Source organism: Stappia sediminis, assembly GCF_009826895.1.
Lineage (GTDB): Bacteria > Pseudomonadota > Alphaproteobacteria > Rhizobiales > Stappiaceae > Hongsoonwoonella > Hongsoonwoonella sediminis.
This window is the reverse complement of the sequence record NZ_WUMV01000001.1, coordinates 450,378-473,204: the sequence shown is the minus strand read 5'-3', so window position 1 is coordinate 473,204 and position 22,827 is coordinate 450,378. Positions and strand designations below refer to the sequence as shown.

General features: G+C 61.2%; 17 protein-coding genes. 4 read left to right on the top strand and 13 right to left on the bottom strand.

What is annotated here, in order from left to right:
- Window positions 1-26: 26 nt before the first annotated feature.
- From GR183_RS02180 to GR183_RS02160, 5 genes are all read right to left on the bottom strand, one after another.
- Window positions 27-1,094: a YcjF family protein gene (locus GR183_RS02180; RefSeq protein WP_160773935.1), complete on the bottom strand. Its 1,068-nt coding sequence runs from the start codon at window positions 1,092-1,094 to the stop codon at window positions 27-29.
- A complete protein-coding gene (locus tag GR183_RS02175; protein ID WP_160773934.1) occupies window positions 1,091-2,560 on the bottom strand; it encodes a YcjX family GTP-binding protein in 1,470 nt (489 codons plus the stop codon). The genes GR183_RS02180 and GR183_RS02175 overlap by 4 nt, the downstream gene beginning before the upstream one ends.
- An 80-nt stretch (window positions 2,561-2,640) precedes the next feature.
- The gene (locus tag GR183_RS02170) at window positions 2,641-3,186 is read right to left on the bottom strand and encodes a SixA phosphatase family protein (protein ID WP_160773933.1); all 546 of its coding nucleotides are present in this window, start codon (window positions 3,184-3,186) and stop codon (window positions 2,641-2,643) included.
- Window positions 3,187-3,241: 55 nt separating this feature from the next.
- Window positions 3,242-3,790, bottom strand: a complete 549-nt coding sequence (locus GR183_RS02165) for a hypothetical protein (RefSeq protein WP_160773932.1) — start codon at window positions 3,788-3,790, stop codon at window positions 3,242-3,244.
- Between the two features lie 11 nt (window positions 3,791-3,801).
- The gene (locus GR183_RS02160; RefSeq protein ID WP_160773931.1) at window positions 3,802-4,647 is read right to left on the bottom strand and encodes an AAA family ATPase; all 846 of its coding nucleotides are present in this window, start codon (window positions 4,645-4,647) and stop codon (window positions 3,802-3,804) included.
- A gap of 445 nt (window positions 4,648-5,092) precedes the next feature.
- On the opposite strand from GR183_RS02160, the gene GR183_RS02155 reads away from it, so the two are divergent.
- Window positions 5,093-6,760: a methyl-accepting chemotaxis protein gene (locus GR183_RS02155; protein WP_160773930.1), complete on the top strand. Its 1,668-nt coding sequence runs from the start codon at window positions 5,093-5,095 to the stop codon at window positions 6,758-6,760.
- Here GR183_RS02155 and GR183_RS02150 read toward each other — a convergent pair.
- Window positions 6,757-7,554, bottom strand: coding sequence for an AraC family transcriptional regulator (locus GR183_RS02150; RefSeq protein WP_160773929.1), 798 nt, complete (start codon window positions 7,552-7,554; stop codon window positions 6,757-6,759). The genes GR183_RS02155 and GR183_RS02150 overlap by 4 nt on opposite strands.
- Window positions 7,555-7,693: 139 nt before the next feature.
- Between GR183_RS02150 and GR183_RS02145 the strand changes: the two genes are divergently transcribed.
- Window positions 7,694-8,917, top strand: a complete 1,224-nt coding sequence (locus GR183_RS02145) for an MFS transporter (RefSeq protein ID WP_160773928.1) — start codon at window positions 7,694-7,696, stop codon at window positions 8,915-8,917.
- 95 nt (window positions 8,918-9,012) lie between these two features.
- Window positions 9,013-10,404, top strand: a complete 1,392-nt coding sequence (locus tag GR183_RS02140; RefSeq protein WP_160773927.1) for a glutamine synthetase family protein — start codon at window positions 9,013-9,015, stop codon at window positions 10,402-10,404.
- Between the two features lie 15 nt (window positions 10,405-10,419).
- On the opposite strand, the gene GR183_RS02135 is transcribed toward GR183_RS02140, so the two are convergent.
- From GR183_RS02135 to GR183_RS02125, 3 genes are all read right to left on the bottom strand, one after another.
- Window positions 10,420-10,740, bottom strand: coding sequence for a 2Fe-2S iron-sulfur cluster-binding protein (locus GR183_RS02135; RefSeq protein ID WP_160773926.1), 321 nt, complete (start codon window positions 10,738-10,740; stop codon window positions 10,420-10,422).
- 128 nt (window positions 10,741-10,868) lie between these two features.
- Entirely contained in the window at window positions 10,869-11,237 is a 369-nt protein-coding gene (locus tag GR183_RS02130; protein WP_160773925.1) for an Hpt domain-containing protein, read from the bottom strand.
- A gap of 292 nt (window positions 11,238-11,529) precedes the next feature.
- A complete protein-coding gene (locus GR183_RS02125) occupies window positions 11,530-11,853 on the bottom strand; it encodes a hypothetical protein (RefSeq protein WP_202395831.1) in 324 nt (107 codons plus the stop codon).
- 269 nt (window positions 11,854-12,122) lie between these two features.
- On the opposite strand from GR183_RS02125, the gene GR183_RS02120 reads away from it, so the two are divergent.
- A complete protein-coding gene (locus tag GR183_RS02120) occupies window positions 12,123-18,059 on the top strand; it encodes an apolipoprotein A-IV repeat region-like domain-containing protein (RefSeq protein ID WP_160773924.1) in 5,937 nt (1,978 codons plus the stop codon).
- A gap of 192 nt (window positions 18,060-18,251) precedes the next feature.
- Here GR183_RS02120 and GR183_RS02115 read toward each other — a convergent pair whose 3' ends face one another.
- Genes GR183_RS02115 through GR183_RS02100 form a run of 4 tightly spaced genes read right to left on the bottom strand, consistent with a single transcriptional unit; the run spans window position 18,252 to window position 22,793 of the window.
- Complete coding sequence (locus GR183_RS02115; RefSeq protein WP_208999727.1) at window positions 18,252-18,908, bottom strand: ABC-type transport auxiliary lipoprotein family protein; 657 nt, start codon at window positions 18,906-18,908, stop codon at window positions 18,252-18,254.
- Window positions 18,905-20,800, bottom strand: a complete 1,896-nt coding sequence (locus GR183_RS02110) for an MlaD family protein (RefSeq protein WP_160773923.1) — start codon at window positions 20,798-20,800, stop codon at window positions 18,905-18,907. Before GR183_RS02110 ends, GR183_RS02115 begins: the two co-directional genes overlap by 4 nt.
- On the bottom strand, window positions 20,801-21,643 hold the full coding sequence (locus GR183_RS02105) for an ABC transporter ATP-binding protein (protein ID WP_160773922.1): 843 nt from the start codon (window positions 21,641-21,643) through the stop codon (window positions 20,801-20,803).
- 4 nt (window positions 21,644-21,647) lie between these two features.
- Window positions 21,648-22,793, bottom strand: a complete 1,146-nt coding sequence (locus GR183_RS02100) for an ABC transporter permease (protein WP_208999726.1) — start codon at window positions 22,791-22,793, stop codon at window positions 21,648-21,650.
- Window positions 22,794-22,827: the final 34 nt, after the last annotated feature.

Here is a 22,827-nt window from a genome sequence, read left to right as displayed (position 1 = left end):
CAAACTATCCCGGCTTGCCCCCGCCCTCAAGCATCCTTGCCGCCGGCATTTTCCACTTCCTCCAACAGGGCCTTCGCTTGCGGATCGGACCTGAAAAGCTCTGCCGTGACGTCGGAAACGGTTGGCCCACGCCCGCTGACGAACGGGGCCGGACGGCAGACGTCTATCGCCGCGATGCCGATGCGGGCGGTCAGGAGGCCGTTGACGACCCCCTCGCCAAGGCGGGCCGAAAGCCTTGCCGCCAGACCGTGACCAAGAAGCTGCGAAACGAGGCTGTCTCCCGCCGCCATTCCGCCTGTAACAGCCAGATGTGTCACGACCTTGCGGAACAGGCGAAGAAAACCGAGGAAGCCTGGGCGCCCGCCATATAGATCCGACAGGCGGCGGATGAGACGGAAATTCTCGTAGAGCACCATAAGAAGATCGACGATCGCGCGCGGCGACACGGCAGTCACGACGGAAACACGCTTGGCGCTGTCGGTCACGATACGTCTTGCCCTGGCATCCAGAGGCGACAACAGATCGCGCTCAGCCAAGGTAACGAGATCGCGCCCATCGATTATCTCCCGCATGTGCTCGCGCAACTGCCTGCGGCCCGCCGCCGTTTCCGGCCTTGCCTTGTAAAGCTGGATGAGTTCCGCAAGCCCTTGCCGGGCGCGTTTCTCGTCGTCGCCATCAGCAGCCTCGGCTAGCGTCATGCGAAGTTCGTCGATCCGCTTTAGCCTCAGGAGGCTGCCAATCTCGCGCAGTGCAAGTCCGAAAAGCCCAAGCGCGACCATGGCTGCCAGCACGACCCCGGCCCAACCGAGCCAGTCGTTTCGCGTAAACAGGTCACGGATGAGCGCATCTATCGCAAGTCCGAAGCCGAGCGACAAAAGCCCACCCGCGCCGATCGCGAAGAGCTTGCCCCATCCAAAGCGCCTGGCCTGGTCCACCCTCGGCCCGGCTTCCGCGGGCGATCCGGCGACGGGGGCCCTGTCACGCTCCAGCGTTTCAGCTTCTTCCAACGGTTCCTGAACACGCCTGTCGTCGATACGAAACGCCGTCGGTTTGCGGTTACGCCGGGGAGACGCGCCGTTTTTAGGGTTGGTCATGCGAGGCGGTCTCCAAGCAGGAACTGGAGGGCGCGGTCAAGGCGAATGTGCGGCAGCGAGAGCGAAACACCCTCCGCCGTGCGCTCCAGCTTCGGCGGGCGAAAGCGCACAAACCGAACGTCCGGCGCCGAAACGGCATCCCCCGCGAACAGATCGTCCAGGTTGTCCGGAAGGTCGCCTGGAAACAGCGCGATCTCGGTCTCGCCGTCGTAGGTCTCGCCATCCACGACTTCGCCGGGCAAAGGCGTGCCCAGGATCGCGGGAAGCTTGTCGCCGTTTGCTTTCACGCTCGCCTCGCGGGTCGCTCGCACGGCGGCGATTGCCATGACCTCGACATCCGCCCCGTGAAATTTTGCGTGGCGCGCGCCACGTTCGACAAGCCGGGCCAGAATATTCTCCAGCCGGTCGTGATCCTCCCGGTTCAGGTGATCGGCCTTCGTTGCGGCGAAAAGGATGCGGTCTATGCGGCGGGACAGCACGGAGAAAAGCCAAGACGCCCTGCCCGGGCGAAACGCGGTCAGGATCTCGCCCAGCGCCGCTTCGAGGTCCGCAAGCGCGGACGGCCCGGCATTAAGCGCATGCAGCGCGTCAACGAGAACGATCTGCCGGTCCAGACGCGCGAAATGGTCGCGAAAAAAAGGCCTGACCACATGGGTCTTATAGGCCTCGAACCGCCTTTCCATCATCGCGGCAAGCGAACCATGGCGAAACGGTCCCGCGTCCTCGCCAATATCGAGAGGCGCGAATGTCAATGCGGGCGATCCTTCCAGGTCGCCGGGCATGAGAAAACGACCGGGCGGCAACATGGACAAGGAGTGTTCATCCGCCCGGCAAGCGGCCAGATAGCGTCTATAGACGGCCGAAAGCTCCCGCGCCGTATTTTCCCGCGCTTCGGCCGCAGGGTCGGCGCCCGCAAGCAAGGCAAGATAGTCCACTGCGAGATTTCGCCGGTTCGCCTTGTTCGCGGTTGCGAGAGCTTCCTGCGAAAATTCCCGGTAGTCCTTGTCGAGAAGCGGCAGGTCCAGAAGCCACTCTCCCGGATAGTCCACAATATCGAGATGAAGGCGCCCGCGCCCGAAGGTGCGTGAGAAGAACTCAGCCGATTCATACTCGATCGTCAGGCGAAGTTCGGAAACCTGACGCGTGGATTCAGGCCAGACACGTTCATCCACCAGAGCGGCCACATGCGCCTCGACATCGAAGCGCGGAACATCATCGTCCGGCTGGGGCTCGAGCATCGCCTTCGCAAGCCTCCCTGACGATGCTACGTCGAACAACGGCAGGCGCCCGCCATGCATGAGATTGTGGATCAGCGCCGAGATGAAGACGGTCTTTCCCGAACGCGCAAGGCCCGTAACCCCGAGACGCACCGTCGGCACGGCAAGATCGGTCGCGTACTCGCTCAGATTGTCGATCGCGTAGCGGGCTTCGTCGGCAACGCGGGCAAGGAACGGGCGGCGGGCCAAAGGCTTACCCTATCAAGTGATATCGACAACCGATGTAAGACGTCCAGGAGACACTCGCAAGCCGGGCGCGCTGCGTAACTTCAGGCTTCGCCGTTCTCGTTATCCGCGGTCTGCTCGACTTCCTTCGGGCGGAAAAAAGCAACGACCCTGCCGCTCTTCGCCTCGATATCCGACCAGTCCGGCGCTTCGAAATCAATGACTGCCAGACCGGCGGTGGGAAATTTCCCGGAAATCGCCTCGATCAACTCCGGATTGCCATTGCCGGCCAACCCTAGCGCGGTCTCCTGCATCGCCGGATTGTGGCCGAGCACCATCAAGGTTTTCGCCGATCCGCCAAACTTGCGAATGATTTCGAGGTAGTCGTCCTCCGAAGCGTCATAGAGACCGCGCAGCGTCCGGATATCCATTTCCCGATCGAAAAAGGGAATGAGAAGGCTGAGCGTTTCGCGCGCGCGCCGAGCCGTGGAGCAAAGCACCCTGTCGGGCAGCATTGCATGGCCCGCGATATGCCTGCCCATCAAGGGCGCAGACCGACGTCCCCGGTCATTGAGCGTGCGCTCGAAATCACCCAGGTCCGGCTGGCTCCAGTCCGATTTCGCATGTCTGAGCAAGAGCAGTCTTTTCAAGTCGCATCCTCCGAACAGGCTTTTGAAAAGACAACAGGATCAACAATTGTCTTCGTCAATCCCGTTTTGCGATCTCTTCGATAATCGCGGCGACGATCGGACCGATTTCACTCTCCTGTACCGGCAGCGTATAGGCCATCCACAAGGTGTAGTCGCGCTCGTTGCCGGTAAAGCGCCAAAGCGTTTCGCAACGCGTACCGGTTTCCCTCTCGCCGGTTGAAAATGTGAGGCCGGACGCCGCTGCCCCGCTCGTCTTGACGCGCTCGAAACCGACATCCGAAAAACGTTTGGCGAAATTTGCCGCAACCGCAGCGCTCGCGCCTTTCTCGTGCGAACGCAAAACCGCATACAGCCCTTGCGGCGTGGCATAGATGCAACCTGCGATGGTATCCATGCCGCCAGGCAGGACCTTTACCCTCGTCAGCATCCCCAGGCGATCGCGGCAGACAAGGCCGGTGTAGTGACGCATGCCATGCGGGTCGATCTGCCAGCCGGAATCAAGCGGCGCGTTGTCGAGCGGCGAGATCGACTGCGCACCCGCCATCGACGGCGAAAACGTGAGCGCCAAAACGGCGGAAAGCAGGATTTTCGAGACACGCAGCATCAGCGGACGGCCTAACGCGCTTCCCGGCGCGAAAGAAACGCCAGCCGCTCGAAAAGATGCACATCCTGCTCGTTCTTCAATAATGCGCCATGAAGCGGCGGTATCAGCTTCTTCGGATCGCGCTCGCTCAGCAGGCTTGCGTCGATATCCTCGTTCAATAGGAGCTTGATCCAGTCGAGCAGTTCCGACGTGGAGGGCTTTTTCTTCAGGCCCGGTACATCGCGCACTTCGAAGAATATTCTTAGCGCCTCGCGAAGGAGCCGCTCCTTGATACCCGGGAAATGCACGTCGACGATGCTGGCCATCGTCTCGGCATCGGGAAACTTGATGTAGTGGAAGAAACACCGCCTCAAAAAGGCATCCGGCAGGTCCTTCTCGTTGTTGGAGGTGATCATCACGATCGGTCTCTGCCTTGCCGAAACCGTCTCGCCAGTTTCATAGACATGAAACTGCATGCGATCGAGTTCGAGGAGCAGGTCGTTGGGAAACTCGATATCCGCCTTGTCGATCTCGTCGATCAGAAGCACCGGGCGCTCGGGAGAAACGAATGCTTCCCAGAGCTTTCCATGCTTGATGTAATTGTTGATGTCGTGAACGCGCTCATCGCCCAATTGGCTGTCGCGCAGCCGCGAAACGGCGTCATATTCGTAAAGTCCCTGCTGCGCCTTGGTCGTCGATTTCACATGCCATTCTATGAGCGGGGCGCCAATGGCACTTGCCACTTCCTGGGCCAGAACCGTCTTGCCGGTCCCGGGCTCCCCCTTCACGAGCAGCGGCCTTTCGAGCGTGATTGCGGCATTCACGGCAATCCTCAGATCCTCGGTCGCAATGTAATCGGCCGTTCCTTCAAAGCGCATCAATGTCCTCTCGGATTTGGATAACCGGCGCAAACAGTATGTGCGCGACATGACCCTTGCAAGGCTCGCGAGGCTCGAAATCTCCGAACCCAGATGTCCCGAAAGGCCGTGAAGCGGATTTCGCCAGTGTTTCTCATCCGCCAGAAGGGAAAAATCACTCGCAGCGAGCGAACCGGCTATTGCGAAACAGAAATTTTACCATCGGCATTCTAATCAATACAACCATTAGATGCATTTTCGGCGAAATTCTATCGACGCCGGTTTCTCCGGAAATCCGACGGTCCGAACGCATCCTGAACAAAACAATAGAGAAGAAAAGCGGGTTCTCGGCTTCCACATTCGCAAATTCAACCAGATGGAGAGCGATCTCCCTGAAACGCCCGGCCTTCTGTTTGCCGCGATCGCGAATGCCGACGCCTCGAAGACATTTCGAATTGGGGGAACAATGACTATTCGTTTCAGGCTCTATCTGGCGCTTGGTCTCATGTCGCTGACGGTAATCATCATCGGCTTGATCAGCGGCCTTGCACTCATAAAGACCAATGACAGCATCAGGACCATCGTCGCCGACCGCGTCGTGCCTCTGGAGCAGTTGAAATCGATTTCCGATCATTATGCCGTCGATATCGTGGATATGAGCCATAAGGTGCGAAGCGGCGCCCTGACCTGGGCGCAGGCGCGCGAGAATCTTGATGAAGCGCTCGCGCGCATTGATGAGAAATGGCGTGCCTATACCTCGACGTTCCTGACTTCCGAGGAAGCAGCCTTGGTCGAGGAGACGGAAGCCGCGACGAAGGTCGCCCAATCGGCGATCGACGAATTGCGCGCGATCTTCAAGCGCGAGGACGGCGACGCACTCGTCGCCTTCATCAACGGCAAGCTCTATCAGGTTATCGATCCGATCGGAGAACCGGTCGGCAGCCTCGTAAACCTGCAACTATCGGTCGCTCAGAAAGAGGCGATGAGCGCCAATCAGACTTCGAACTTCTCGATAACGCTTATCCAGATTATCGGCGTATTGGCCCTCGGGCTGATCGGCTTCAGCTTCCACACGGTCGCGCGAAAAGTGCTGAAACCTCTCAAGGAACTTGAAGATTCGATGTGCGGTCTCGCCAGGGGAAACATGGACACCGAAGTGCCGTTCGCCGGCAGAAGCGACGAGATTGGAGCCATGGCAGGATCCGTGCAGGTCTTCAAGGAAAACGGCCTGGAAAGGCTTAAGCTTGAGCGGGACCAAGCCGGCGAACAAGCCGCGAGAGAAAAGCGGGCAAGGAAGGTGGATACGCTGATAAACGGCTTTGCGGAGGAACTCGAGGCGATCCTTGCCAATGTCTCCAAGGCGTCCGAAGACCTTCACATGACCGCCAATTCGCTGAACGAGACGGCGGAAAAAAGCTCCGCGAACGCCAGTGACGTAGCGGCGACGGCGAGCCAGACCACCAATAACGTGCAGACGGTCGCATCCGCTTCCGACGAGCTGTCGGTATCGATCCGCGAGGTGTCCGAACGCGTGTCATCCGCCATGCGCATTGCAGGCGAGGCGAAGGAACTGACCTCCACGACGGACAAGACCGTTCAGGGCCTCGTCACCGCCGCGCAGAAAATCGGCACCGTAAGCAGCCTGATCAGCGATATCGCCGAACAGACGAACCTTCTCGCCCTCAACGCGACGATCGAGGCCGCGCGTGCGGGCGAAGCCGGAAAGGGCTTTGCCGTGGTGGCCACGGAGGTGAAGGGGTTGGCTTCGCAAACCGCTAACGCAACGGATGAAATCCAGACGCAGATCCAGCAGATCCAGGCCGTTTCGAGTGAAGCCGCCACGGCAATCCGCTCGGTCGGGGAAATCGTCTCGCGCATCAACGAGACGGCGGTTGCCGCGGCCGCCGCGGTGGAAGAACAAGGTGCCGCGACCAATGAGATCGCCCGCAACGTGACGGAGGCCGCTGAGGGAACCAGCAACGTGAGCACTCGCATCACGGAAGTGTCGGCCGGCTTCGCCGTTACAGAAACCCGCGCCGGAGAGCTGCTGGGAGCCGCGGGAAATCTTGCCGACAATTCCACACGGCTGAAGTCCCTGGTCGACAGGTTCTTTGAAGAGATCCGGGCCGCCTAGACTTTCTGGAAATACCGCCCGGGAGTTACACCGAAAGCCTTGCGGAACGTGGCGACGAACGCACTCGGCCCCTCATAGCCGAGATTGTGCGCCACGTCCCCCACGCTGCGGCCGGCAGCGAGCAACTCCAGCGCCCGAAAAAGCTTGGCCTGACGGCACCAGGAGCGGTAGCTCAGTCCGGTTTCTCCGGAGAAGCGGCGCTCGAAGGAGCGCTGCGACAACGCACATGACCTTGCCGCCTCGCCCAGCGCCGGAATGTTGGAGGGACACCTGATGATCGCCTCCGCGATCTCCCTCATGCGGCCGGACACCGGCAGCGACAGCTGAAGCGGCGCAACCGGCAGGTGGGAAATCTGATCGAGAAGGACCGCGACAAGACGCCCGGCCGGACCTGAAGCGTCGTAATCGCGCGGCCCTTCCATGAAAGTCAGGATCAACTCGCGCAACAGCGGCGTGACTTGAATGACGCCCGGCCTTTCCGGCAACTCGGGCCCGAACTCCGGCCTGACGTAAAGCGTTCTAAGCGCGGTCCTGATCGGATAATGCGTTTCATGCTCGACGAACGGCGGAATCCAGACCGCGCGCTCCGGCGGCACGACGAACGTCCCGAAATCCGTCAGGACGGTAAGGCTTCCCGACACAATGTGAAGCAATTGACCGCGCGGATGGCTGTGACGTGCCCTCGTGAAACCTGCCCTGTCGTCCGAAGCGTAAGCGACGACCGGCACCGGGTGGGCCTGGTCGGGACGTTCGAAATGTTCCGGGTGGATGCGTTCAGCCGGTAAAGTACCCATGGGGGAACCGCCTATCTTGTCGTTTCACCAACATAAAATGGCACATTGGCGCTAACACGCAAGACGGACTTGGGGTACATAAGCGCGAACACCTAAATTCGCGCCTCCACCGCAGAGGCCACCTGAAGAAGACCGGACAATGAGCTATTTCACCGCTTCCGCCGATCCGGCACAGGCGAAAGGCTGGCGTTCGCCAGCAGTCATGCTGATGATCATGGCAGGCGCCATGCAGCTTTCATTTGCTGCATGGTGGAACCTGATGAACAATTTCGCGGTTCACGAACTGGACTTCACGGGCCGCGAGATCGGCATCCAGCAGTCGATCCGCGAGATTCCGGGCTTCCTTGCGTTCACGGCGATCTATCTGCTTCTCGTCATGCGCGAGCAGACGCTTGCGTTCGTGTCTTTGATCTTCCTCGGGCTGGGCGTCGCAGCAACCGGCTATTTCCCGACGACATGGGGCTTTTATTTCACGACCTTCGTCATGTCGGTGGGCTTTCATTATTACGAGACGATGAACCAGTCGCTCTCGCTGCAGTGGCTGCCGAAGGAGACGGCGGCCGCCAGCATGGGCAAGATCATCGCCGTCGGCGCTTTCGCGCAGCTGGTCGCCTATGGCATCATCTTTATCGCCTGGCAGACCTTCCAGCTCACATTCGAGACGGTGTTTCTGATCGCCGGGGCGCTGACGCTCGTCGTCGTGGGCTTTCTCGTGATCGCCTTTCCGCATTTCCGCGAAGGCGTGCCGCAACGCAAGAAACTGGTGCTCAGGAAACGCTACTGGCTGTACTACGCCCTGACCTTCATGGGCGGCGCGCGCCGGCAGATCTTCACCGTCTTCGCAGGCTTTCTGATGGTGGAACGCTTCGGCTACCATGTTCATGAAGTTGCCGGGCTTTTCCTGCTGAACGGCGTCTTCAACATGCTGCTTGCTCCGAAAATCGGAAAACTGATCATGCGCTTTGGCGAGCGCAGGGCGTTGACTGTGGAGTACATCGGGCTGATCTGCGTTTTCACGACCTATGCCTTCGTGACGAATGCGGCGCTTGCGGCCACGCTGTATGTCATAGACCACGCCTTCTTCGCGATCGCGATCGCGATGAAGACCTACTTCCAGAAAATCGCGGACCCGGCGGATATCGCTCCGACAGCGGGCGTCGCCTTTACGATCAACCATATTGCCGCGGTCTTCATCCCGGCGGCATTCGGGTTGATCTGGCTGATCTCGCCGTCTGCGGTCTTTCTCATCGGCGCCGGCATGGCGGGCATCAGCCTGTTCCTCGCCCGTCTCGTGCCGCTCGCCCCGCGCGAAGGCAACGAGGTAGCCCTGCCCTGGCGGCCCGCCACCGCACCCGCCGAGTAAGGCCCGCTCCGGATTCGCTTGACGCGACAGGCGGGATCACGCTTCCTCAAACGATCCCGCGTGCCCTTTCGCAACGCGCGTTCCGGAGCCTGACCATGCCCGCTGCCAGCAAGCCAGAAGACCTCATCTCCCACCGGCCTTCCTCTGTCGGCGATGCCATCGAGTGGCTTCGTTCCCTTCGTATCGACGAAGTGGAATGCATGGTGCCGGATATGAACGGCATGATGCGTGGCAAGATCATTCCTCGGGAAGATTTCATCCGCGTCATCGCGGACGGCATCAGGCTTCCCGAATTCCTGTTCTTCCAGGCCGTTACAGGCGACACGGCGGACGATTCCGCCGTCGTGAACCCGCTCGACCGGGATATTCGCGCCGTCCCCGACATTGCAACGCTGCGCTACGTACCCTGGTACGACGAGCCAACCGCGCAGGTGATCTGCGATTCGTCCTTCATCGACGAAAAGCCCGTCGATTTCGCGCCCCGTCAGGTCCTTCGCAGCGTTCTGGAACGCTATGCGGACAAAGGCCTTCGCCCGGTCGTGGCGCCTGAGCTGGAGTTTTACCTAACGGGTCGCAATGACGACCCCGACCTGCCGCTGACCGTGCCTTACGGTCTATCGGGGCGGCGCGAATCCGGCCGTCAGGCCTATGGCATCGAGCACGCCAACGATTTCGACCATGTCGTCAACCTGATCTACGAATATTGCGAAAAAAGCCGCATCGAGATCGCGACGATGGCTCATGAATCAGGGCCCGCACAGCTTGAAATGAATTTTCGCCATGGCGACCCGATAGAGCGCGCGGACCAGACGTTCCTGTTCAAGCGTACGGCAAGGCTGGCCGCGCGCCGCTTCGACATGGTCGCGACCTTCATGGCCATGCCGCATCAGGACATGCCGGGCTCAGCGACGCATATCCACCAGTCGGTGATCGACATCGCTACCGGCAAGAACATCTTCGCCAATGAGGATGGTTCGGATTCGCAAGAGCTGCTGCACTATATCGCCGGTTTGCAGGCCTATATCCCGGCGGCGATGTCCCTGTTCTGCCCGAACGTGAATTCTTACCGCCGCATTCGCCTTGAATCCGACGCCCCGATCAACGTCCACTGGGGACGTGACAACCGCACCTGCGGCTTGAGGGTACCGGATTCGCCGCCCGAGGCGCGCCGCGTCGAAAACCGGGTGATCGGAGCGGATTCAAACCCCTATCTCGCCATGGCGGCAACACTAGCCTGCGGGTTGCTGGGGCTTGAGGAAAAACGCTTGCCCGAGCCCGCCGTGGACGTGGACGCGCATACCCTTGGCGTATCGCTGCCCTGGCACATCCATGAAGCGCTGAGCGTTCTCGAAACCTGCAAGCCGCTGAGGGAGATCCTCGGCGAGCGCTTCGTTGACGCTTTCGTGGACGTCAAACGCCTGGAGTGGCGGCTCTACAACAAGGTGATTTCGTCGTGGGAACGAGAATACCTGCTGCTTAACGTATGAGGCGGAGCCTCGACGTCAGGCCTGGCGCTCCGGGATATGCACGACGAGGCCGTCGAGTTCTTCATTCACCTTGATCTGGCACGACAGACGCGAAGTCGGGCGCACGTCGTAGGCGAAGTCGAGCATATCCTCTTCCATCGCTTGAGGCGTGCCGATCTTCTCCGCCCAGGCATCGTCCACGTAGACATGACATGTCGCGCAGGCGCAGGCGCCGCCGCACTCGGCCTCGATGCCGTCGACCATGTTCTTAACCGCATTTTCCATGACGGTGGACCCGACCGGCGCATCGATCTCGCTCTTGGTTCCATCGGGCGCGACATATGTAATTTTCGGCATGGGCTCGCAGACTTGAAGAGGTGACAGACAGGAACTGCCACCGACATAGCCATTCGCCCGAAAAGGTCAAGGGAAGAAACGGAATGCGCGCTCGACAAAGGTTTCAGTGCAGTAAGTGAGGCAGGCGCTCATTCGCCCAGAAGATCGGCGATGAAGGCATTCGCCTCTTCGATGGCCTTTCTCAAGACAATCAACGCGCTTTCGGTGCCGCTTGCCGTGTCGTCCTGCAGGGCTTCGGCCGCAAGCGCTACCTTCCATGCGCCGATACCGCGCGCAGACCCCTTGATGGTATGCGCCTGCTCGCGGATCACCATTGCGTGTTGAGTGTCTTCCAGCCGCGCAAGCACCATCTCGGCCTGGGTTACGAACAGACGCAGCACCTCCCGCTCCAGGCTGCGGTTGCCGAGCGTATGCCGCGCCAGATGTGCAAGGTCGATCGCGGCTCCATCGGGAGCCCGTTCCGTCTCGCCAGAATTGCCGAACGCTGCTTGCGCCATCTCGCCACCTTCCGTCAGGCCGGTCGTTAACCATTGTCCCGTCCGGTCGAGCGGTCTCGACGCTCCGAATACCGCCCAAAGCCGGCAGGGGAAGATCGAGAGTCGGCCCCTCTAACCCAAATTCGAGTTAAGGCAAGGCACTTATGCAGTGAATTTCGCGAAAGATTTTCAAGAAAGTTATTTTTTGGTTAACACAATTATTCAACTTCTAAATATTAAGGTTAACGAACCTTTACGAGGCTGAAAGTTAACGCCAGACGCACCACGAATTTGCGATCGGAGGAGATGTCTTTCAAAGATCGCCGGGGGGTGCCTTGCCGAGCGCGCGATAGCCTTCTTCCGTGAGCCGGCAGACGAGCCAGTCAGGCTTGATAGGGTTGGAAAACCAAGGTTCTGCAAGGCCTGCGGCGATACAGGCGCGGATCGTTCTATGCGAAATTTCCCGTCCCCCGACATCGAACAAGGGCAGCTTCCCTCCGGCCTGATCGAGGCCCCGCTCGAGCCACGAACGCTGCGCGGCCGTCAACCGGCGCGTCGGCGAGGGCTTGGACGAAGCTTTTGCAGCAACTTCGGAAGATGCACTCTTCGACCCGATTTTCGCCTTGATTTTGCTCATTTGCTCATTGCGGGGACAGCCGCAAATCCTTGTTAGGGTGGTGTTATTGTGTCATTAGCTATGGTGATGCGGCAAGGCTGGATGATCGTATTTGCGCGCAAGCGGCAACAGATGCGCAAATGCGATCCACCCGGATAGTGTTCTCAAGGGGCCCCTGAGGGCTGTAAGCTTCTGGAGCACACTTCCTTGACGCACCCTGGCACGCAGCGCGACTCGATATAAGCTGCGGCGGCCGGTGAGTTGAGAGTACGGACGCGAGGCAACGACAGATGGCAAATCCCCCGAAGATGAAAGATCCGGCGGAAGCGGCCCTTTCGGCTGTGGAAGAAGCGCTGAAAATCGATTTCGGCGGACCGGACGACACATCGCAGGAGGCGGAAGCGAGCGCGAGCGAAACCGCGCCCGAAGCCCGCGCACCGGAAAACGCGGAAAAACAGGCGGAAAAGCCGGCCGTTGGCGAAACGGCCGAAGAACAAGCCCCGCAGCAGGCGCAGCGCCGCCGCCGCGGGCGTGGTGGCGGGCGGCCGACTTCCGCTGCCAACGACGACCGCCGCTCCATCGGCAACCTGATCTATTCGCTCCAGCGCCGTCCTTCTTCGACGCCATTCTGGATCGCCCTCCTGCTCAGCGCCATCTGGGGCGGGATCGGCACCATGCTGGCCCTCAACGCCTTCAAGGCGGAAGCCGCCACCATCACGAGCCTTGCCGACCTCGCAAATGCGCCGGGGCTGGTCCTTTCGCTGGTCGCGGTCGGTGTTCCCATCGTCTTCTTCTGGGTCATGGCGATGATGATCTGGCGCGCCCAGGAAATGCGCAACGTCGCCCGCGGAATGACGGAAGTCGCACTGCGCTTGGCCGAGCCGGAAGACATCGCCAAGGAATCCATCCTCAGTGTCGGCCAGGCGATCCGCCGCGAGGTCACGGCCATGGGCGACGGCATCGAGCGGGCGATCGCACGCGCCAGCGAGCTTGAGGTTCTCGTTCACAACGAGGTTTCCTCGCTCGAGCGTTCCTACAATGACAACGAACTCAAGATCCGCTCGCTGATCGAGGAACTCGTCACGCAGCGCGAAGCGGTCATCACGAATGCCGACCGCGTGCGCGATGCGCTGGCGGGCGCGCATGAGGCCCTTGCCGAGCAGCTCGACACCACGACCCAGAAATTCGACAATTCCGTCGATGCGGCGACCGCACGGCTGACCGATGCGATCGAGGATCGGGTCGGAGAACTGACATCGACCGTCGATTCCCGCGTGACCAACATCACCGAGACCTTCAACGCGGCAGGCGCTGAGCTCATCGACAGCCTGACATCGCGCAGCTCCGACTATGTCGAAAGGCTGACCTCCACAGGCTCCGAACTCGTCGACACGATGAACCGTACGAGCACGGAACTGACGGAAACGCTGGCGACACGCGGCGACGACATCAATTCCCGCTTCGCCAATACCGCAAGCGGCTTCATCGAGACGCTTTCGCAGCGCGGACAGGAAATCAACGATACGCTGTCGACGACATCGACCTCCCTCACCGAGGCCCTGTCGGTGCGCGGCAAGGAACTGACCGACCAGATCGCCGCCACGGGCGCGGCTGTCGAGCAGTCCATCACCGAACGCAGCGAGGAGATCAATTCCAACCTGTCGCTGACGAGCGGACGCCTGATCGACACGATCACCGGGCGCACCGAAAACCTGATGTCGACGATCGACACCCGCGTCACCGCGCTCGACCAATCCCTTTCCACCACGAGGGAGCAGGTCGTCGACAGCATCTCCCGGCGCGGAGAGGATGTCGCCCACGCGATCGCGCACAAGGGTACGGAGATTATCGAAACCCTGTCGAGCCGCACGAGCGAAGTGGCCGAAATCCTGCGCGGCACCGGCGAGTCCATCGTTGTCGACCTTTCGCTGCGCGGCGGCGAAATCGCCACGAAGCTCGACGAAACGGCGGCGAACCTCACCGACACTATCTCGGTACGCGGCACGGAGCTTGCCAACCGCCTCGACCAGGTCGGCGAGCGCATCCACGAAGCGATTTCCATCAATGGCGAGACGCTCGACAACCGCCTCAACCTGCGCGGCAAGGAGATCGCCGAACTTATCGAAGGCCAGACCAACCTCTTCCGTGACACGCTGGAAAGCGCATCGGGCCAGATATCCGGCACGCTTTCGGAGCAGACGGTCGCGATCGGACAGAAACTGGCCCAGACCGGCACCGATCTTGCGGAACTCATCGGTTCGCGCGGTTCGAAGGCCTCCCAGGAAATCATCGCCGCGGGCGAGCGTTTCACCGGAACTCTCGAACATCGCAGCGACGTCCTGCAGGCGAGCCTCGGCACGAGGCTCGAACAGCTTGAAAGCATCGTCGGCGAGCGTGGCGACCGTCTGATCGCCGCCTTCGACGAACGCAACAGCGCAATCGCAGAGACGCTCGACAGCCGCATCCATTACATCGACACGAAGTTCGGCGAGCGCACGAACGCGCTGACCACTTCTCTCGACAGCCGTATCGCGCATATCGACGATTCCTTCGACATGCGCCTCACGCGGCTCGACGATACGCTTGACGGCCGCATAAGAACGATCGACGAAACCTTCGACGCACGCCTTTCCACACTCGACGGGACGCTCGAAGGGCGCGCCCAGGCGATCGACGAGACATTCGGCGCCCGTCTTTCGGCGCTCGACGAAACCCTGGAGAGCCGCTCAAGGGCGATCGACGAAACTTTCGATGCACGCTTGTCGAGGCTCGATGGCACGCTTGAAGGCCGTGTTCAGGCGATCGACGAGACGTTCGGTGCTCGTCTGTCGACGCTCAACGAGACACTTGAAAGCCGCGCAAAGGCAATCGATTCCACGCTTGGCGAGCGTACGAACGCGCTTGGCGAGACGCTCGACGGGCGCATCGAGACGCTGGACATGACGCTCAACCAGCGCACGGCCACCTTCGAGGCGGCGATGCATGAGCGCACCGCGACCCTGAACGAAGCGATCGAAGGACGCACCAACGCCCTTTCGGAAGCCCTGGAAGGCCGCACATCCGCTCTTGCCGAAGCGCTTGAAAGCAAGACGCAGGCACTCACCAATGTGCTTGAGACCCGCACCGACGCGATCACCGAGCATCTATCGGCCAAGGTCGACGAGGTCGGCGCTAGCCTTGGAAACCGCGCGGAATCGATCGGTCGCAGCCTGACGCGACGCTCCGACGAGATCGGTACGTCCATCGAGCAGCACCTGGCGACCTTCGAAAAGTCGATCGGCGAGAAGGTCGAGAATGCGGCGACGGCCCTGACGGACAAGACGACGCATCTTGCCGAGACCATGTCTTCGGGCGCGGAGCGGATCGATCAGGCACTCGATGCGCGCGGACGCCAGATCAGCGAAACGCTGATCGCCCGCACCCGCGAAATCGCCTCCGCGTTCGTGGCGGGCCAGAACGAAATGGCGAGCGCACTCGACGAAAGGCTCGAAGCCGCGGGCACCGTGCTTGCCCGGCAAAGCCAGGAACTCACGGACTCGCTTGCCGATCGCGTGGCGGAAATCAACGTCTCCCTCGGCGCGAAGGTGTTCGAGGTGGCGGAAACGCTCGACAGCCGGGCCGGCAAGCTCGAGCAGATCCTGTCCGAGCGCCTTGCCGCGATATCCGGCACACTGTCCTCCGAAACGGAGAAGGCACGCGTTGCCGTCACCGGTGTCATCGACATCGCCTCGCAGACGATCGACCGGGTTTCGGGCTCGCTCTCCGGCGAAGGCGAGAGGCTGCGCGAACTTGTGGACGCTTCGATCAACGATGCGACCAGCCGCCTCGGCGGCGAAGGCGACCGCCTGCGCATGATCATCGATACGTCCGTGAACGAAGCCACCGACAAACTCGGCGGCGAAAGCGGCCGGCTGCGCGAGATCATCCTCGGTTCCATTGGCGAGGCGCGAGGCGTCCTGCAGGGCGAAAGCACCAAGGCCGCGGAATCGATCACCCATGCAATCACGCAGGCGACGAGTGCCCTTTCCGGCGAAAGCCAGCAGGTGCGCGATCTTGTCTTCACCGCCGTCAACGAGGCTGCCCGCAGCCTCGCCGCGGAAAGCGAGAAGGCACGTGCGCTGTATGTGGGAACGCTCGCGGAAATGGCGGATTCGCTTGGCGGCGAGACGGAAAAGGCCCGCACCGACCTGTCGCGGACGGTCGCGGAACTGTCCGGCGCGCTGTCGGCGGAGAGCGAACAGGCCCGCCTGATCCTTGGCCGTGCCACGGAAGAAATCCGAAATCTCATCTCCGGCGAGACGGACGATGTGCGCGGGCGCATTTCCGAAGCCGTGCGCGAGGCAGCCGACATGCTGTCGCAACGCGGTCATGCGGTGGCGGCCAACCTGCTTTCCCAGGCGGATGAACTCAACAAGTCGCTCGGCGAGCGGACCGAGGAAATGTCCAGGCTCATCGGGACGGACGGCAATGTCCTCGTCGAAACGATCGAGGAGCGCGCTCGCAGTCTCACGGTGCGTGTCGAAGAGGTCCATTCGGCCATCCTCGACGCGATCACCGTCAAGGGCCGCGAGACCGCCGACGACTTCGCCCGCAAGGGGCTGGAAACGACCAGGGCCCTGGTGGAAGCCGGCGACAGCATCATCAACTCGCTGGATGAGCGAAGCAACTCGGCTGCCGACGTCCTGCAGTCGACAAAGGCGCGGCTGGAGGAAGACATCAGCGGCATCCTCGACCGGCTGAACCAGGCAAACGGGACGCTCAGCGAGGTTCTGGAGCAAGCCGGCCTCAACCTTTCGACGGTCGAAAGCGGCCTGTCGCGCAGCGCCGGCGAGTTCCGGACCGCCGTCGACCGCGCCGTCCAGGAAACGAATACATCCACCGGCACGATCGACCAGCAAGTCGGCCTGCTGCGCGATGTTTCCAACACGGTGCTTGCGGATATCACCGCCCTCGCCCACCGCTTCGAGGAGCAGGGGCGCCAGCTTTCGGACGCCGCTCGGAAGCTGGAGGAAACGGATGCGAACGTTTCCTCGCGCATCGCCGACCGCCGTACGGCGATCGAAGATGTGGCCGATACGTTGCTCGCGAAAACCGAAGCTGTCGACATCCTGATGCGCAGCTTCACCGACCAGCTTTCCGCAACCCTGAATTCGGCGGACGACAAGACCCGCGAAGTGACGACGATGCTGGCCGCCGCCGCCGAAAGGGCGACCCAGGCGATTACCGAGCAGTTCGAGTCCATGCGCCGTTCCGCCGGGCTCGAAGGGCAGAAGGCCCGCGAATCCATCAAGGCGGCGGAAGACGAGATCGTCACCGAGATGTCGCGGATGCTGGGAGAAGCTTCCGAACGCTTCACCGAAGCGACGACGCGCATGCGCGATGTCGCCAAGGACGTCCATCGCGAACTCGAAGCTACGCGCGCGGAGCTGAAGCAGGGTATCCTGGATCTTCCCGAAGAGGCGGAGGAATCAACCGCGGCGCTTCGCAAGATCGTCAGCGAGCAGGTGCGGGCACTCGGCGAACTGTCGGATATCGTTGCCAAGCAGTCCAATTCGCTGGACGTGTCGCGTTCCGGCGAAAAGGCGCAGTTGCAGCAGGCATCCGCCACCAACCGCTCCGCGCCCAATGCGTCTGCCGAGCCGGCTGCGCGCGAGCGCCAGCCCTCCTCTCAGCCGCAGACCAGCCAGGCTCCGGCCGCTCCTCGTGAGGAACGTGCCGAGCCGCGCAAGGTATCGCTGAGCGACCTGGAAAAGCCCCGCCAGGAAGAGCTGCAACCGCAGGGCCGCGGCTGGGTGAGCGACCTTCTTCGCCGTGCCTCGCGCGACGAGGCGGCGGAAGAGGCACCGAAGGTCGACGCGGGCTCTAACGGCCGCTCTCCGCTGCACATGGTTGAATCGCTCAATTCACTGTCGATGGACATTGCCCGCGCGATCGACCATGAGACCTTCCTTGATCTCTGGGATCGTTACAAGCGCGGCGAACGGCACGTGTTCACCCGTCGGCTCTACACCCTTCAAGGGCAGCAGACGTTTGACGAAATCCGCCAGAAGTATGCAAGAGACGCGGAATTCCGCGGCGCGGTAGACCGCTATATCCGCGACTTCGAGCAGCTTCTTGCCCAGGTTTCGCGCAACGACCGCGACAGCATGCTGAGCCAGACCTATCTGACGTCGGATACCGGCAAGGTCTACACGATGCTCGCGCATGCGAGCGGCAGGCTCGACTGATCGAAATGAGGCCCTTGCCTTCCGGGCAAGGGCCTCATCCTCATTCAATAGCGACGCACAACCGCTATGAGGAAAAGGGGCGCAATCCAGCCGGATGCGCCCCTTTTTCTTTCAATTTCACCAAGGAAAAAGACAGTTCGGCCAGGACTCATTGGTTCTGGAACGCTTCCCTGGGAAACGCCCCATCAGGGCTCAGACCTGGCGCAGCACCCAGGCCGCCATCTCGCTCAACACCTGGTCCACGGCGGCATTCATGGCTTCAACCGCCTGATCCACGTTGACGCCGCGCGAGGGAACCTGAGCCGAGAAAACGCGGCTGGCTTGCGCCCTTCCAGTGCGGTCGTTGAGAAGCCGTGCCGCGATTTCCACATAGGCACGGTCCTGACCGTCGATGCGAAGCTCGAAGGCTCTCAGGTCCGTCTGGAGCTGGTAATCGATCAGTAGCCCCTCGCCCGGGCGCCCGACACCGCGAAGGCGCCCGGTGTTTTCCAGCGTTTCGATGATCTTGGCCTGCACGACTTTCGGAAGCGTGTCCGACCATGCCGCGCGCGGAAAATAGGTGTAGATCGGACCGGTATCGACGACGGCGATATTGACCGTATCAAGCGCTTGCAGCGCGGAAGGCTGCGGCACAAGTATCTGGCGGCTGCTGCGGGCTGCCGCGCCCTGCACGCTGCGCGGCGCGTTCAAGCCGTATAGCGCGGAAGGCGTGGTGCTGGCGCAAGCGCCGAGCCCTGCGGCGAACGCGAGCGCCAAAGCGACACGGAAGGCGCGGCGGCACGCGCCCCTGCCATCCCCCTCGCCTGCCGGAATGCGGCCCCGTTCGCCCCGAAACGCCCTTGCTGTCACCGTCGCCTCGCCCCGCCGAATGTCGGTGTATCCGATCCGCCGAAGATCACGCGACTCGGATCGCGGTCGATATTAGCCACTGCACGCTGAATTTCCACCAAGGTCCTGTTGAGTTGGCCCATTGCGGCCGAGAAATCCGCCGATCCGCGCGTGGCGAACTTGTTCAGGCCGTTCGCGATCGGCCCGATGTTTTCCTGCAGGATATCCGCCGCCTTGCGAATCGCGGCCGCAGCCTTCGTCGCTTCGGAAACGAAGCCCTCTCCATCGCCGGCCACCATGCCGTCAACCTTGTCGATAACGCCTTGAATTCTCACGCTTGCGGCATTCAGGTTCTTCGAAAGCTCGTTCACGTTGGTGATGATCTGGTCGATATCGGGCTTGCGGCCTTCAATGTCGCCGGTGAAGGAGCGGATGTTCGCTGCCGCCTTTCCAGCATCGTCGATCGCCGTTGAAATTGTCTGGGTTTTTCCCGCCACATCGGATGTCAGCGTATCGAGCGAGGCAATGATCCGCGCGACTTCGTCCGAGTTCACGGCAGACAAGACGCGATTCGCCTCGTCGAGCGACTGGACGAGCTTTTCTTCCACGAGCGCGGCATTGTCTACGATCTGGCCGATCTGCGCGTCACGGTCCCCGAGCGTTTTGGAAACCTTCTCGATATTGTCCATGGACGAAGCGGCGGATGCGATCACCCTGTCGATATCCCCGCGACGCTCGTTCAGCACCTTGGAAAAGCTCGCCGCCCCATCGACGATATCCTGCACGCTTTGCGGATTGACGGTAGCGATGATCTTTCCCGCCTCCTCGAGCGTCGAATTCAGGCGTTCTCCTGCAGCGGCCGCGCTGTCGATGAATTCAGCAATCTGGACCTGCCGGTCGCCAAGCGTTTTTGAAACCTTCTCGACGTTTTCCATCGTCGCCGCCGTGGACGCGACGACCTTGTCGATATCAGCGCTGCGGTTGTCGAGCACTTCTGCGAATTGTGAAACGCCCTGAACGATCTTCTGGACATCTCCCGGTTTGACCTCGGCCAGCACCGCATCGACCTGCTTCAGGCTCTCGTTGAGCCCTGCGGTAAAGCTCTGCAATTCTTCCGCCGCCGTCTTTGAGTCGGCGATCAACGTCGAAAGCCCGTTCGAAGCCTCGGAAATTTTCGTGGCGATTTCGGCCGTATCATTGACGATCGAGGTGATCTTTTCGGGCGGCACGGCATCCACGATCGTTTCCGCCTTGGCCACGAGGCCTTCAAGACGGTTCGACAGTTTCGTCAACGCCTCACCGGTGTCGGCGACCGATGACATGAACTGGTCGACACCGTCGGAGTTCTTGGCCAGCGCTTCGGAGAACTGGTTTATGTTCTTGATCGTCTGGTCGATCTCGTCCCGGTTCCCGGCGATCACTTCCTCGATCGTGTCGAGAGTGGTGTCCGCCTTGCCAAGAATGTTGCGTGCGCCTTCGACGATATCCTCGAAAGCCGAACGTTCCGCATACAGGACAGGTTCCTTGTCGTCCGCCGTCTCGAACAGCGATGGCGAGCCCGGCGTGCCGCCCGAAAGCTCGACATAGGCTACCCCGGTAAGACCCTGAAATCCGAGCGTTGCCTTGGTGTCCTTGCGCAGCGGGGCGTTGGGGTTGACGCGCAGCGTCGCCAGCACGACCTTGGGATCGCGCGGATTGAACTCCAAAGCGCCGACATCGCCGATCTTGATGCCGTTGTAGAGCACCTGCCCGCCCGTGGACAGGCCGGTCACCGCGCCGGGGAAAATAACCTTGATGTTTACGCTCTTGGTGCCGTTGGACGTGACACCCAGCCAATAGATGAACACGAAGGCTGCGATGATGATCGCAAAGACAAAGGCGCCGATGGCGATGTAATTGGCGCGGGTCTCCATTCAAACCTCGTCCTGTTCCACCCGACGCAAGGCCCGCTCACCCCTGAAGTACGATTTCACCCAGGGTTGGTCCACCTGCATCATTTCGTCAAATGTTCCCGTGACGAGTACCCGACGCTCCCCTAATACAGCGATGCGATCGCAAATGGAATGCAGGCTGTCGAGGTCATGGGTGACCATATAGACCGTGAGCCCCAAGGCGTCCCGCAGCCGTTCTATGAGATCGTCGAAGGCGGCCGCGCCGATGGGATCGAGCCCCGATGTCGGCTCGTCCAGGAAGACGAGATCCGGATCGAGCGCCAGCGCCCGGGCAAGGCTTGCGCGCTTGATCATGCCGCCGGAAAGCTCCGAAGGCGCCTTTTCGGCCGAATCGCGGGGCAACCCGACCATCTCCAGCTTCAAAAGCGCCATCTCATCCATCAAGCGCTGAGACATGTTCATGTGTTCGCGCATTGGTACCTGGATGTTCTGGCGCACGTTGAGAGAGGAAAACAGCGCTCCTTGCTGGAAAAGAACGCCCCAGCGGCGCTCGATCGCGGCACGTTCGTCCGCCGTCGCGGTGTCCAGATCGTCGCCGAACACCTCGATCTTTCCGGCACGCTTTTCGACAAGTCCGAGGATCGTGCGCATGAGAACGGATTTGCCGGTGCCGGAACCGCCGACGAAACCCAGGATCTCGCTGCGATAGACGTCAAGGTCGAGGTTTTCCAGGATGAGGGTCTCACCGAAGCCGACCGTGACGCCGCGCGCTTTCAAAACCGCGATCTTGCGTTCCTCCCCGACGCCCGACACCTGCCCTTCCCCTTCCCCTTCCCCTTCCCCTTCCCCTTCCCCTTCCCGCATCAGCTCAAACCCCGATAGATGCGAAGAAGATGGCGAACATACCATCGACCACGATCACCATGAAGATCGCCTTCACCACCGAAAGCGTGGTGTGAAGGCCGAGCGATTCGGAGGATCCGGAAACCTTCAGCCCTTCCACGCAGGCGATAAGCGCAATGATCATCGCCATGAAGGGCGCCTTGAGAAGGCCGACCCAAAGCGTTTGCAGGGTGACGGCTTCATTCAGCCGCTGCATGAAGATCTGCGGCGGGATTTCAAGATATGCCCATGTCACGAGGCCCGAGCCGAAAAGGGCCGCAAGGTCGGCTATGAACGCAAGGATCGGCAGGGCGATCATCAGCGCAAGCAGCCGCGGCAAAATGAGAACTTCCGTTACCCTGAGGCCGATGACATGCAGCGCATCCATCTCCTCGCGCATCTTCATGGAACCGAGTTCCGCGGTGAATGCCGAACCGGAACGGCCCGCGACCATGATCGCCGTCAGAAGAACCCCGATTTCACGCAGGACCAGCACGCCGGCAAGGTCGACCACGTAAAGATCCGCGCCGAACGTTCGCAGGTAGAAGCCGCCCTGCTGGGAAATGATGCCGCCGATCAGGAAGCTCATCAGCGCGACGATGGGAACGGCGCCAATGCATGAACGGTCGAACTGAACGGCGACCGAAATACCCCTTAGCCGCCGGGGATTGATCAGGATTCCGGACAGAACGACCGCCAGCGACCCGACGATGTGGCAGACGGCGACGATATCATTGCCGATTTCGGCCATCTGCCTGCCGGTCGCTTCCAGCAGGCCCACGATCGAACGCCGGCGAACGCGCGGTTTCCACGCTGGCGGGTGGTGGCTTTCGATTTCACCCACCAGCGACCTGAACTTGTCGCTGAGTCCCGTGAGTTCAACCCGCGAGCCCTTGAACTCGAAATCGCCCTGCAAGCGGTGGATCAACCAGGCGCCAGCCGTGTCGAGATGGGTTACGCCCGACAGGTCGATTGTGATGAAAACGGGGGTACCCGATTTCAGGCCGGTGACGAGACCTTCCATCTCGTGGCTGGCATGGATCGTCCAGCCGCCGCCAATGGCAACCGTCATCCTCTCGCCGTCCACCGCAGTACTCAAGGTCGGCGCGGGTCGCGCCGCGTGGATGGTCATCGCCGCCTCTTGCCCCAAATCCCCATGGACCCGT